General features: G+C 68.1%; 8 protein-coding genes and 1 pseudogene. 4 read left to right on the top strand and 5 right to left on the bottom strand.

Annotated features, from left to right (window positions below; all coding sequences use genetic code 11):
• Positions 1–1,010 precede the first annotated feature (1,010 nt).
• Positions 1,011–1,667, top strand: a complete 657-nt coding sequence (locus ACFWJX_RS38075) for a tryptophan 2,3-dioxygenase family protein (RefSeq protein WP_383251252.1) — start codon at positions 1,011–1,013, stop codon at positions 1,665–1,667.
• A gap of 134 nt (positions 1,668–1,801) precedes the next feature.
• On the opposite strand, the gene ACFWJX_RS38070 is transcribed toward ACFWJX_RS38075, so the two are convergent.
• Complete coding sequence (locus ACFWJX_RS38070; RefSeq protein ID WP_383251251.1) at positions 1,802–3,001, bottom strand: ABC transporter substrate-binding protein; 1,200 nt, start codon at positions 2,999–3,001, stop codon at positions 1,802–1,804.
• A gap of 434 nt (positions 3,002–3,435) precedes the next feature.
• Here ACFWJX_RS38070 and ACFWJX_RS38065 point away from each other — a divergent pair, with 434 nt between their 5' ends.
• Complete coding sequence (locus ACFWJX_RS38065; protein WP_383251249.1) at positions 3,436–4,149, top strand: tRNA-dependent cyclodipeptide synthase; 714 nt, start codon at positions 3,436–3,438, stop codon at positions 4,147–4,149.
• Between the two features lie 883 nt (positions 4,150–5,032).
• Here the strand turns inward: ACFWJX_RS38065 and ACFWJX_RS38060 are convergent.
• The 4 genes and pseudogenes from ACFWJX_RS38060 to ACFWJX_RS38045 form a co-directional block, all read right to left on the bottom strand.
• Positions 5,033–7,582, bottom strand: a complete 2,550-nt coding sequence (locus tag ACFWJX_RS38060) for an MMPL family transporter (RefSeq protein WP_383251262.1) — start codon at positions 7,580–7,582, stop codon at positions 5,033–5,035.
• Between the two features lie 388 nt (positions 7,583–7,970).
• Positions 7,971–8,759: an SDR family NAD(P)-dependent oxidoreductase gene (locus ACFWJX_RS38055; protein WP_383251260.1), complete on the bottom strand. Its 789-nt coding sequence runs from the start codon at positions 8,757–8,759 to the stop codon at positions 7,971–7,973.
• A 248-nt stretch (positions 8,760–9,007) separates the two neighbouring features.
• Positions 9,008–9,946: pseudogene (locus ACFWJX_RS38050) on the bottom strand (transposase).
• Positions 9,947–10,067: 121 nt separating this feature from the next.
• Positions 10,068–11,039 (bottom strand): helix-turn-helix transcriptional regulator, encoded by a 972-nt coding sequence (locus ACFWJX_RS38045; RefSeq protein WP_383251247.1) that lies wholly within the window; start codon positions 11,037–11,039, stop codon positions 10,068–10,070.
• A gap of 156 nt (positions 11,040–11,195) precedes the next feature.
• Here ACFWJX_RS38045 and ACFWJX_RS38040 point away from each other — a divergent pair, with 156 nt between their 5' ends.
• Both ACFWJX_RS38040 and ACFWJX_RS38035 read left to right on the top strand, forming a co-directional pair.
• Positions 11,196–12,581, top strand: coding sequence for an MFS transporter (locus ACFWJX_RS38040; protein WP_383251245.1), 1,386 nt, complete (start codon positions 11,196–11,198; stop codon positions 12,579–12,581).
• A gap of 313 nt (positions 12,582–12,894) precedes the next feature.
• Positions 12,895–13,248 carry a RidA family protein gene (locus ACFWJX_RS38035; RefSeq protein WP_383251258.1) on the top strand — a complete coding sequence of 118 codons (354 nt, stop codon included), beginning with the start codon at positions 12,895–12,897 and terminating at the stop codon, positions 13,246–13,248.
• Positions 13,249–13,468: the final 220 nt, after the last annotated feature.

Genomic DNA, 13,468 nt, shown 5'->3' with positions numbered 1-13,468 from the left:
TCACGATCATTGCCCTGGTCGTCATTGCCAGTTTCTCCGGCCCTGGCTGGACTTGATCGTCACGGGGTGCTTCACCACCTGATTCATCCTCGCCCCGACCGTCATCCGTATCAGGGGCGGACGAGGCGGAGAAGCCGTTCGACGGGCTTACGTCGCCACGTTCGGCTGGGGCGACTACGTCACTCCTTGATGGGGTTAAACAACAAGCTCAACTTGAGTTTTAACCTGGCCGGATGTCGAGCGTCGTGTGGATGCCCGTCTTGCGGGAGCAGCTCGGTGACGGGTGGGAGCGTCAGCTGCCGCCCCCGCCACCGCCGAGCAACTTGCCGACAGGAAGGCCGCCGAGCAGGCCAGTAAGGGCGTCGAGTTCTGCGCCGCCGCAGTGTGGTAGCTGTCGTCCCGGGAAGCTGGGCGAGGTTGCCGCCGGCGGTGCTGGCGCTGCCGGTCACTGCTGCGCTGGCGGCGGCTTGGGAGGTGTTGTGGCAGAGGTTGCCGAAGGCGGGGCTAACGATGGGCAGGATGCCTCCGGCTGACGCGGACTGGGCGCTGACGAGTGCGCCCAGAACGACAGTGCAGCCGATACCGACACTTTTGGCGAAGATCAGTGTGTGCATGCCGCGTTCAACGTGTCTCTGACTAGGCAGGTTACGGACATCCTGGCCCAGTGGTCCGGGACGCATCTCCCATGGGCCCTCCTGGCTCAGGCGCCCGCCAGGAGGTTCTGGAACACCGGTGGGACGAGCCTTCGGCGCGGTGGTGTTCCAGAACCTCAGCTGAACGCGCCGCGAGGAGAGCAAACCTCCACTCTGGTCTGCGAACACAGAGGAAGAAGACAAAGGCCGAGGTTAAAACTCAAGCTGGTTCGTTGTTCGTCTGCGCCGGATGGGGCAGAGGTCTGATCTTCACGGCCCTGTCTGTGTGCCAGATCGTGGGCGGTCTACATGATCGGAAGGGACCGTGAGACTGCCCCCTGCCAGGCTCAAACCGCTGATACACGGGGAAGGGTATCGATGGAGAGTCCCTACGACTGCTACCTGAAGCTCCCTGACCTTCTGGCCCTGCAGTGCCCGCGCACCGCGGAGGAGAGTTCCGCTCAATGGGCCGATGAGCACTTCTTCATCGCCGTGCACCAATCAGCGGAGGTTTTGGCGGGTCAGGCCTTGGTGGACTTGCGGACCCTGCAGCAGGCACCACCGGTGGATCACCACTGTGTCCTTGCGTGTCTGCGCCGCGTGAGCGCGGTCGTCGGACTGCTCGAGCAGCACCTGGCGCTCCTGGAGCATCTGCCCCGCGACAGCTTCGCCGCGTTCCGGCCTCTCCTGGACGATGCCAGCGGTGCGCAGTCCAGCCAGTTCGCGGAGCTGTTCTGCATGATCGACCGGTGCGCCCAGGACGCGGAGCGGGCGGGTGGCGAGACAGCGGATGCAGGTGCGGAGGCCTCGGGCGCTCAGGGCGCTCTCGACGGTGGTGAGGCGGCACAGGCGTGGTGGCGTTTGCGTTCTGCGGTCTCGCTGTGGCGTACCCGGCATCTGATGCTGGTGGAGTGGCTGATCGGTGACCGGCCCGGTACCGGCGGAACGTCCGGACTGGCGTACCTGCGCTCACGTATCGATCTCCCGCCCCGCGGCCCCGTGGAAGGCCCCGACCATGGCGGGCGTCGGCACTGAGCGCAGCGTGCCCCTCTGGCCGCACCGAGAGAGGGAGGGCGCGCGAAAGCTTCGCTGATCCATGAGATCGGATTCGCGGTGAGGAGGGGCTTCCGGAGATCTCTGTCTGCCACCCCCTCGGGATGTGCTGCTGGTCAGTAGGCCGGGACGAGGTCTGCGGTGACCGGCACATTGGGAGTGCGGGAGTTGGTGACGACTTCCAGGCGTGGGCCGTGGGGTTGGGGGTGCCACTGGCCCCCGGCCAGGGGGATCAGGGCGATGTTCGGGGTGGGGCCGGCACTCCAGTCCAGGGTTCCGACGATGGTGTTGATGCGGCTCTTGCCGAGGGTGTTGGCGATAGCGGGCCGGTCGGTGGGGTCCGGTGCGGTGGCAAGGGCATGGTGGGCGACTTCGACCAGGGCGTGGGCCAAGCCGAGCGGTTGGAGCCAGGGTTTGCCGGTGACCTGCTCGTAAGCCTGGGCGAGCTGGGTGCAGCTGCTGCCGTCCAGGCTGGAGCGGTAGGGGTGGTGGGGTGTCCAGTACACGAGCGTGCCCACCCGGCTGCCGGCCAGTTCGTCGTGGACCTGCTGTGACTGTGCGACTTCCGTGTGGGGGTAGGTCAGCCACCGTGAGCAGGTGACCAGGCGCGGGCGGATGCCGGCCTCGCGGGCCTGGAGGTGGAAGAGCGCCAGGTCGGTCGCGGTGGCGGCGCTCGTGACGACGTCCGCCCTGTCCTGGCGCATGCGGTTCAGGTGGGCGGTGAAGTCCGATGCCGGCTCGGGGTAGGCGCCTGGGTCGATGACCTGGTGACCGCGCCGGGCCGCCGCCGGTGCGAAGCCGATGCGCTCATCGCGCAGCAGCCGCCCTTGCAGGCCGTCGTTCCACAGACACCCCACCGTGGGCTGCCCGGGGAGCTGCTCCCACAGGTCGGCGAAGACGTGGGCGATGTCGTCCAGGCCCCAGGCGAAGTGGTAGGTGAAGTCGAAGGACGCTTCGGCATCCCCGCTGCGCGCGACGCCGTAGGCCTGCCAGGGGAACGTCGTCGACACGCACGGCACGCCCGCCTGTTCGCAGGCGTCGGTGACGGCGGGCAGGACCTCGGTGCCCGCCATGGTCAGCACGATGGCCGCCCGCTCGTCCCGCGCCAGTTCCTCCACAGCCTGCCGGGCCGCCCGGGCCTCGGAGCGGCTGTCGCGGACGGCGACCCGCACCCGGAAGGTGCGGCCGGCGTTGCGGATCTCCTTCAGATGCGGCGCCAGATGCCGCAGCACGAAGGACAGCGGCTCACCCAAGGGCGCCAGCCGCCCCGTCAGCGGTGCCACCACGCCGATGCATACCGTTGCCCTGTCGCCCATACCCGCGCGCCTCGCTTCGTCGTACCGGGCCGGCCGTACCGGCGTGGTCTCCCGTCTCAGGCTCTTCACCTCGTGCCACGGCCAACCGCGGCAAGCCGACCTGCCTGCCCTGCCGTGCCGTGGATCGCGGGACGCGGCGGCCGCTGCCTCACGCCGTGCTTCCCCGGTGCCCGGGATCCCTGTGTCCTGGTTCGAAGCCCATGAACAACAAGATCACCCGTACTCGACGGATGTCGCACCCCGGCCGTGCTGCAGATGGCCCAGCCGGCCGCTCACGGCGGTGGCCCAGGCAGAGCACCTCCCGTACGGCCGGACGTGACGGTGTCTCGGAGGCCCTCCACCAGGGCGGATCCGTTTTCCCTTCACGCAGCAGAACGCTAAGAACCTTATGGTGTGTTCTGTCATTGATTGGGCGGTCTGGTTAGGGGAGAGCAGTGGAGAGCGAGCTGGTGGACATCGAGCCGTGCAGCGACAACTGCGCCCGTATCCTGGAGGCGGGCGAGCACCTGGTCCTGATGGTCAGCCCCGGCAATCCCTACTTCTCCGTCTCCCGCCTGACGGTCCTGTTCCAGTGGGCCGCCAGGGAGATCAGACACGTCGACGTCGTGGTGTCCGACTTGGAGATGACCGAGGCCACCTACCTCGCCCGCGGGCTCGCGGCCAACGAGGCCCGTAAGAAAGCCCGGGCGGACGTGCGACAGATGGCCTCGCGTATCCGGCGGGCCCGTCAGGCGGCAGGCGCCCCCGATCTGCGGGTGAGCGAGTTCGAGGACTGGACCGGCCACCTGGAGTACCGCCGGGCGCGCGACTACGTCCAACAGGCGATGCAGGATCCCGCCTACCGCGCGCTGTGCCGGGAAGGCACCCGGGCTGCCGCCCAGGCCAGAATGCCCGCCGGTCGGGAGCCCACGGATGAGCAGATCACTGCAGGGTTGATCCACAGCGAGAAGGCGCTGCCGTTCGCCGTCAACGCCGTAGGCATCCTCGGCGCCTCGCGGGCGGTCACCGCCTACAGTCGGCCCGCACCCCACTTCACCTACTTCTTCACCACCGGCTCCGCGTTCCGGGCCTTCCCCGGCCAGGGCTACATCGGCCTGCGCGCCCGCGAGGAAGAAGCGGGAAGCTCTTCCGGAGCACAGCAGCACTAGGCAAGGCACGCCCGACGCCCGTCTCCGACACGCTGCATACGACGGCTGCCGCCGATTCGCGACCACGTCCGGGCCGGGATGAGCTGAGGAAGAACACTCCGAGGGCCGGGAACCGCCGCGAGAATAGCCGCAGGGTCACGGTGTTGCGCGGGCTGGAAAGCTGTCGGGAAAGATGATCATGGCCGCTGTGAACGAGAGCCAGGTATATGTGCGCCCTGTGGGTGAGCAGAACCTGGCGGCCGTGGCTGCCATCCACCGCCACCACGTGGAGAACACCCTTGTCTGTGTGCCGGATACGGAGCGCACGGCGGCGTAGTGGCCGGGGTTCGCCGAGGACCTGCGCATGCGCCGCTGGCCGTTCCTGGTGGTGGAGGGCGAGGTGGTGGGTTATGGGTGCGCCCCTGGAAGGCGGGGCCGTCGTTCCGGTACGTGGGTGAGGTCTCGGCCTACCTCAAGCCCGGTCACACCGGCCACCGGCTGGGTGATGCGGTGATGCGGCCGCTGATCGCGGTCGGCCGAGAATCGGGATCCGCCAGCTGGTAGGGGCCGTGGCACAGCCTCCTGCGGCGCCGCGGACCGATGCCTCCAGCCTCAGGTACGGGTTCGATGAATGCGGACTGCTGCGCAAAGTGGCCCGGAAGGACGACCAGTGGCTGGACCTGCGCCTCTACCAGTGGCAAGTCGACAACCCGGCACCCGAACAGACCGGGCCAGGCCACGGACACGCCTGAATGGGCGGCCGCCCGAGTCCAGGGCCCGGCCGCCGGCGCTCGATGCGCCAAACCGCCAGGACCGGCGCGGTCAACTCCGGGACAGATCACTCGGACACGGTCCACTGCTGACATCGCGCTGCCCCACCACATGCATACGCGAACCGGGGACTTCAGCGGTTTGCGCCACCAGACCCGGCGCGTGCAGCACCGCCTGCACTGCCGTACGCAACGCCTCCCCCGCCCGGCCGGGCCTGGTCTTTTGCCAGGATGCGTGGGGACCACCAGTTGGCCCGTCCGGCAAGACGCATCACGGCCGGTACCAGCAGGCCGCGCACCACCGTCGCGTCCAGGAGCACGGCCAGCGCCGCGCCGGTACTGACGACTTTCACGGTCGCGAGTTCGGCGGTGGCCGTGGTGGCGAGGACGGCCGCAAAGGTGAGTGCGGCCCAGGTGAACAGGTGGGCGGAGGCGTCCAGGCCCCGTGCAACTGCGACGGTCGTGCTCCCGGTGTTTTGGTGTTCTTCAAGGATCCGCGACAGCAGCAGAAGCTCGTAGTCCATAGACAGCCCGAATGTGATGCAAAAAAGCGAGACGGGCACGGTGACATCGGTCGTCCCGGTCACGGTGAATGGCCCCAACAGCTGGGCTCCATGGCCTTCCTGAAAGACGAAGACCAGCGCACCGAAGGTGGCGCTGAGGCTCAGCACGTTCATCAGGAGCGCTTTGAGGGCCAGAACGGGGCGGCGGGTCAAGAGAAGCACGATGAGCAGGCCGGCCGTCATGACGATTCCCAGCACCCAGGGGAGGCGGTCGAACAGCGGCTGCTGGACGTCGGCGAGGCGGGCCCCCGGCCCACCGACCAGGGCAGGAGACCGTGCGGGGGCGGGTACCGCGCGCAGCCGTTGGGCTAGCCCCGCCTGTTCGTGGCCACGCGGCTCACCGTGCGGGGTGACAACCAGCCACGCGGCATGCGACGCCCTGGTGTGTCTGGCCTCCGAGATGTGGACGCTGGTTTTCTCCCCGTCCGCGTACTGGCCCGTCGTCGCCTGCACGGTACGCACCCCGGGCACGCGGGACAGGCGGCGCGCGTAGCCGTCGAGTTCGCTCTCGCGGCTGTGCGTCGCGAACCGCGGCAGCACCAGCGTCGTAGCCATTGACGAGGCGCCGCTGCCGAACTCGTCTTCCAGCAGATGCTGCGCCCGTGCTACCGGGGAGGAAGGCGCAAGCGCCCGCGCGTCCTGGACGTCAAAACGGACCTGCGTGAAGGGCACCGCCAGCAGCACCAGCCCAGCGGTGACAGCCAGGGCGACGGGCACTGGCCGATGTGCGACGCGCAGGGCGAGCCTGCCCCAACCGCCCATGCCGGACAGCGGGCGCCCGGATCCGCTGTGCAGCCGGGAGTCACGACGGCGGGTGCGCCGACAGGGCGCGAAAATGTTCCCGTACTCCAGCTGTCGCTCCAGTGCGCACAGCAGGGCGGGCAGCACGGTCAGGGCCGCCGCCGCAGCCAGGACCACGACCGTAGCCCCGCCCCAGGCGATGGACTGCAGCACCCTGTGGGGGAACGCGAGGAGGGCGCACAGCGACAGGGCGACGATGGCGGCAGAGAACGCGACTACTCTTCCGGCCGTCGCCCACGTGGTCTGCAGCGCGTCGTCCCGGTTCGCTCCCTTGGCCCGTTCCTCGCGGTAACGGCTCACCATGAACAGGCTGTAGTCCACCGCCAGGGCGAAGCCGAGCCCGGTGTTCATGGTGACCGCGTACACGGACACCTCGGTGAACGCGGCCAGCACCCGCATGGCCGCCAGGGTGCCCAGCACCGCCACGGCTCCCACCACGACGGGAAGCAGGGCAGCGATGACCGAACGGAACACGAACAGCAACATCACAGTGACGACCGGGAAGGCCAGCAGTTCGCCGCGGGTGCGATCCCGCTCGACCTGCCGGGCCATTTCGACCCGGGCGGCGGCCTCTCCTGCGGCGGACACCTCCAAGCCACTGTGCCGGCCCACTTCACGACCCATCAGCCGCTCAGCCGCTCGCGGTTTCTCCTCAGGGCCGCCTCGCAGCCGCACGAGCAGGAGAGCGGTACGCCCGTCTGGGGACCGCAGCTCCGGCGCCCCGGATCCACGCTCCGACCAGTACGAGCGCACGCGGACGACGGCGGGATCCACCGCGACTCTCCGCGTCAGTTCCCGCCCCTCGGCGGCCGGTCCTGTCGAGTCCACCGACTGGCGTGCGCGGGCGAGCAGCACGAGGTCTGGTGTACCGAGGCGGAAGTGCGCCTCCATCGCCTGGTCCGCCCGCACGGATTCCGCAGTGGGGGGCAGGAGCCCCGCGGTCGACAGGTGATCGTCGACTGAGCAGACCAGGGACGCCGCGGCTGTGACAAACCCGGCGGCACACCACAGGACCGCACGCCATCGCCGCAACAGAACCCGTCGCCAGCGGCCATGCCCTCCCGGTCGTCCGCCCCGTTTGGGCCACTTACCCGACGTGTCGGCAGACCCCGGGTTCTTCGGCGCCGGGCGCGGGCTAACGGCAGCGCGTGTGCGTTGCACCGCCGCGTACCCGCTCGCACCGTCGCCTGCTTCGGGGGAGGCGGGTTGGGTCCGCTCCTTCAACCGGAGACTGCGAACCCTGCCCCCCTCCGGTGGCTGGCCGTCACCGGAGGGGGCTTTCGCCAATGCCAGGTTCAAGATCAGCAGCAAGGGGCGCATGGATTTCATGGTCTTCACCGAGACCTTCGGCGCCGAAATGAGGTGCCGCTTCCTTGACCGGCTCGTAGCCCGCTTCGGTCGCACGGTGCACCTCGTCGCGGACCGCGCTTCCGCCCACCGCCCCCGCAGGGCCCGAAAGGCTGTCCTGCCCCCTCACGACAGACGTACCGAGCCCAAACTCTTTTCCCCCTACTTGCCCCGAAGGGCCCGACGGGCCCCGCCTCACATGGCAGTGTGCCCGTGCGTAGGCACGCCTGCGAAGCGATCACAACAGCCGCCGGTTCTTCCCTAGCAACGCCAACCTCACACGCTTCATCTCCATGGTCTGCGACCTCATCTGCTGCAGGAGCGTGGACAAGGGACTCGCAGATAATCTTGCTACTTGCTCTCAACGCTGCTTCGGAATGTCGGACGCTTTCAGGTCCCGAGGCCGGCTGCAGCGGGTCACCAGGTAGTGAGCGGCCGAAGGACTGGCCGCCGCCAGCAAATCGAGCAGCCGGTAATAACGTGGCACGCAAACATGAAGCCTGGGCCGGTCAAGCAACCGTGTCACCGCCCGCGCCACGCGTTCGGGCGGAATCAGAAATCGCTCGTTGCGGGCGCGCAGGGCGTCAAGCGAGGGATGATCGAAGAAGGGCGTGTTGATCATCCCTGGGTACACGATGCTGAACCGCACGCCGCTATCGCCGTACTCGGCAGCAAGAGCCTCGGTCAGCGCGGTAAGGGCAGCTTTCGCCGCCGCATAGCCGCTGTGCCCCCATGGCCCCACCTTGACGGACATCGAACCGATGTTGATGACACTGCCATCGCCCCGCTCGAGCATCGAGGGAAGCAGGGCTCGGATCGCAGCGGCTGCCGCGAAGTAATGAACACCCATCAGGCGGTGCTGGTCCTCCGGGATGCACTCCAGGAACGGCTTGTACTGGCCATGGCCGGCGCAGTTGACCAGGACATCGACAGGCCCCAGCCCACGAAGCGCCTCCGGCAGTTCTTCGTACACCGCCCGGCTACAGGAAAGATCCAGACTGATGGGAATGCTCGGCGCCCAACGACTCAGATCACAAGCCACTTCGTGAAGACGCTCTTCCCGCCGGGCGATAAGCGCCGTGCGGTAGCCGGCACGGGCCAGGGCTACCGCGATCTCGCGGCCAATGCCGCTGGACCCGCCGGAAATCACCGCCAACTTGCCATGAGGCCCCGACGAACTCGCTCCCGACAATGCCGTGTGTCGTCCCGGCGTAAGGGTCATACCCGACCTAACGACACCAGGTCACAGCGGTGACGCCGCCCGCAGCGCCGACACCAAAGCCCCGGTACACCGGCCGCGCACCAGATCCGGGGAGGCGCCGGTGGACGGGCCAGGGGCCAGGGGCCAGCCTCGATGCTGGCCGCGAAGGAGGTCCCGGCGGCGGCACAGCGGTGCACCTAGGACCTGTTCGAATGTGCTGGCCACAGCCACTCGGTGATGGCCGCGACGAGGACCGTGGCCTCGTCGCGGACGGCAAGCTTGTCGTATCGCGTGGCCACGGCGCGGTGCCTCTTGAGGCGATTGATGCCGCATTCGGCGGCGTGGCGCTCGCGGTAGTCGGTCTTGTCGAACTTCGGCGGTCGGCCACCACGGGAGCCGAGCTTGCGGCGGTTGGCCAGCTGATCCGCCTTGTTCGGGGTGGTGCAGCGGATCCCACGTCTGCGCAGGTAGGCGCGGTCTTCCGGGACGAGTACGCCTTGTCCGCGCGGACCCGCCGGGGCCGGGTGCGCGGCCGGTCCGACCTCGGGCGGGGCACCCGGATGCGGTCGACCACGGCCTCGAACTCGAACTGCGGGGAGTCGCCCTCCCTGCCCGGCGGTGATCACGATGGCCATGGGCCTCACGGGATGCCGGTTCGGACTCGGAACCGTATGCCGTCGATCAGCTGCCGCCGACTCCAGGTCGGAGGCCGTCCCGGCTACTTGGCCCTGCTCGACGGCCAGGTGCAGTTCGGTGGTCAGTCCGCTGCGGGATCGGCCGAGGCCCTGGTCGGCCGGCTCGATGTGGACGCCGCCGGGCGGCTCCTTTTGCAGCTCCCCCTTTTCCTGGCCCCGGAGGCACTCTGGCGGGCCCGGCAGACGGTGGAGTCGACGTTTGATGTCCCAGGTGATCAGGTCCTTCGCGTCTGACGGGCCTGCAGCGTGGTGAAGATCCGCTGCCAGGGGCCGTACGTGATGGGTATGTCCCGCCACGGGATGCCGGTTCGGACTCGGAACCGTATGCCGTCGATCAGCTGCCGCCGACTCCAGGTCGGAGGCCGTCCCGGCTACTTCCCCCCTCGGCAACAGCGGTTCCGGTACCGCCCACTGTTGGTCCGTCAGATTTCCGCGCGACACGAAGCACGATCATCGCACTTCCAAGATCTACTTCCGACGTGCGCACTGACCTTGTCGTTTGACCCCTGGCGTCGTCACCTACGCGTGTAACAGTCCCCAGCCTCGACACATCCCAGTGAACTCACATAGCACACCTGAGTCCTTCGTCGATGCGGGTGCGCAGGGAGCGCAGCGCCTGCCTGAGCTCTGCCGGTTCGATGTCTGTGACGTCAGCGTCGAAAGTCAGGAGCAGTCCTGCCAGCCCTGCCCATGACCACGCACCGAGCGTGAGTCGGCAGCTGGAGTCGGTGTCGTACTCGACCGTAGACCCGCCGGGGGCGAACCGGGCGACAATGGGCGCGGGTAGCGCGACGAGCGCCGACCCGCAGCATGGCCATTCCGCCAGGCTGTCGCCGCGGTCGTGCGTGCTCATGACGAATGCGACCGGATCGCCGTGCGGGACGTCGCGGCGGTCGAAGGTTCTCCCCGTGGGCATGCGTGGTTCGAGGCGGTCGACGCGCATCGCGCGCCATCGGTCCGCGTCCGGTTCGAACGCGACGAGGTACCACCGTGCCGCCCACACGACGAGGTCGTGCGGTTCCAGCGTGAGCGTCGCGGGTTCGTCCTCGCCGGGGTAGTCCACGCAAACGACGTGCTGTCGGTTGATCGCGCCGCCGATGACGCGGATGATCTCGGCATCGATGGGTGCTGCGGGGAATTCCCAGTAGTTGCGCGCTGCGGAGACGCTGAACGACTCGGTGCGGATGCGGCTGCGGGCGGGCATCGCTTGCTGCAACGTGGCGAGGGCGCGTGCCGAGTTCTCGCGGATGCCGGAGAGGATCGTGGGGACGGTCTGGAGCGCGACGGCCGCGGCGACTGCTTGGTCCTCGTCGAAGACGACCGGCGGCAAGCGGGTGGCGCGGCCGAGCCGGTAGCCCCCGCCCACCCCGCGCACGGCCTCGATCTCGTAGCCAAGCTCTCTGAGCGTGTCGATGTCGCGTCGCACGGTCCGAAGGGAGACTCCGAGCCTTTCGGTGAGCTCCTCGGCGGTCAGGGTGGCGCCGATACCGAGGATCGACAGCAGCCTGAGCGTCCGCGCGGAGGTCACAGCCATGATTCCGTCTCCCGGGAAAGCGGTCATTCGATGGCAACTATAACTGTGACCCTGGCCGGCATGACCGCTCCACAGGCATCCCGAGAGGGCACACGCGCCCCCGACGCTCCCCCAGCACCTATCTCCGGCGCAGGCGCTAACGTAGCGCTCCTAGTCGTGCTGTTCAGCTCCTTCATGGACCTCGTCGACGCGACGATCGTCACCGTCGCGGCCCCGGCGATTGCCCGTGACATGGGAGCCGGCGACGCTCAGATCCAATGGACGATCGCTGCCTACACCCTCGCCCTGGGCGCGGGACTGATCACTGGCGGACGGCTCGGTGACCAGATCGGCCGCAAGCGCCTGTTCATGATCGGGCTGGCCGGGTTCATGGTCACCTCCGCGCTCTGCGCGCTCGCCGTCACTCCGGGAATGCTCATCGGCATGCGCGCCGCGCAAGGACTGACCGCGGGGATCATGGTCCCGCAGGTGTTCGGCGTAATCCGAGCATCGTTCGCCCCGGCAGAGCGCGCCAAGGCATTCGGCGCCTACGGGGCCGTCCAGGGGCTCGCCTCGGTCGCAGGCCCACTGCTGGGCGGACTCCTCGTCGAGGCCGACCTGTTTGATCTGGGGTGGCGTACCATTTTCTGGATCAACGTCCCCATCTCGATCCTTTCCCTCGTCGTCGGGGCGAGGGTCTTGCCGGAGTCCCGTTCCGCCTCTACCACGCGACTGGACCTCGTGGGTGCCCTACTGGCGGCCTCGGGCATCCTGCTCCTCCTGCTGCCGATCATCCAGACCGAGACATGGGGATGGAGCGCGGCCAGCTACGCCCTCCTGGCGGCCGGAATCATCCTGCTTACGATCTTCCTCGCATACGAGCGCAGCCTCGCCAGCCGTGGGGGCGAACCCGTCTTCGACCCGGCCCTGCTCAGAAATCGCGCTTTCGCCATCGGCCTGAGCGCATCCGTGCTCTTCTTTGGCGGTATCGGACCGTTCTTCCTCACCCTGTCGGTCTACGTTCAGCTCGGCACCGGCCGGACCGCGTGGGAGACCGGCTTGGTGATCCTGCCCTATGCCCTCGGCTCGATCATCACCTCAGGAGTCGGCGTCGCTCTCGCCGCCAAGGCGGGCAGAGCCCTGCTGATCACCGGTTCGCTCACCATCGCGGCATCTCAGGTCGTGCTCTTGGCCGTCATCAGGGACGGCAGCGACCCTGAATTCTGGCTCCTCGCGCTCGGTCTGTTCATCGGCGGCCTCGGACTCGGCCTAGCCGCACCCATTCTTGTCAACGTCGTGCTCGCCGGTATCCCCGGACGCAATGCGGGCGCGGCGGGCGGCGTCCTCTCCACCGTCAACCAGATCGGCGGATCCATCGGCATCGCCGTTCTCGGAACGATCTTCTTCGCCGCCGTCACCGGATCGACGACTGATGCACCAGGACTGGCCGACTACGGTCGCGCGCTCAGCATCGTCCTCGTCGTCACCGCGGTGCTCTACCTCGTGGCGGGACTCGTGATGCTCGCGCTCCCGAAGGCCGCGGCCGAGCACGTCGACCAGTGAACCCATGCGGGAGGAAAGCACACCGCGTGTCCCGTGAGCTCGGCCTGGAAACCGGTCAACTCCAGCTCGTGGGCCGACCTGTCCCACAGTCAGCACCACGCTGACGCAACAGCGAGACCAACCGATCGGCGCGCATACGAGAACCTCATCTCATACATGACCAAGGGTGTCGTGATTTGTTGGAAGGCTCGCGAGCATCGACGTCAACGATGGCGGCTACCGCGCTCATGGCCGTACGTACTCCCAATATTCGAATGGAGCTGAAGTGGCAGCGAAACGAACGGCAGTCAACCCGGTGACGTGGTCGGTGGAGATGGGATTCAACCAGGGGGAGAGCGTCTCCGGACACACCCGGACCCTGTACCGCTCCGGGCAGACCGCGATGAGCGGCGAAGGGAAGCCGCAGCATGACGGTGACATGGCCGCACAGTTGGCGCTGAGCCTCGACAATCTGGAGGCCGTGCTCGGCGAGGCCGGCATGTCCCTCGCGAACCTCGTCCGGCTCAACGTCTGCACCACCGACGTCGATCTGCTCTTCCCGCACTACGGCGTGTTGGCGTCCCGGTTGGGCACCGCCGGGGTGGCACTGGCCACCACGATGCTCGGGGTTACACGGCTGGCGATCCCCGGCCAGATGGTCGAGCTCCAGGGGACCGCCGTCGCGTGATGCGACCTCGCCGTCTCTGCTGCTCGTGCCGGTCGAGCCGGCACGAGCAGCAGGCAGGTGGGTGATGCCGTGAGCTGCTGGGGCAGTCACCCGCGGGGTGCAGGTGGACATCCCGAGCGGTCACCGCCGGAATGCGGAGCTCAGGCGACCGATGATCTTCGACGGCACCGGCCGCGTCCTCACGGCTTGCGACGAGCAGCCCGTGAAAGTGGTGGGCAGT

The sequence above is a fragment of the Streptomyces sp. NPDC058335 genome, from assembly GCF_042723915.1.
Taxonomy (GTDB): domain Bacteria; phylum Actinomycetota; class Actinomycetes; order Streptomycetales; family Streptomycetaceae; genus Streptomyces.
Note: the sequence above shows the minus strand (reverse complement) of the source record. Positions and strands in the feature narration are given on the sequence as shown.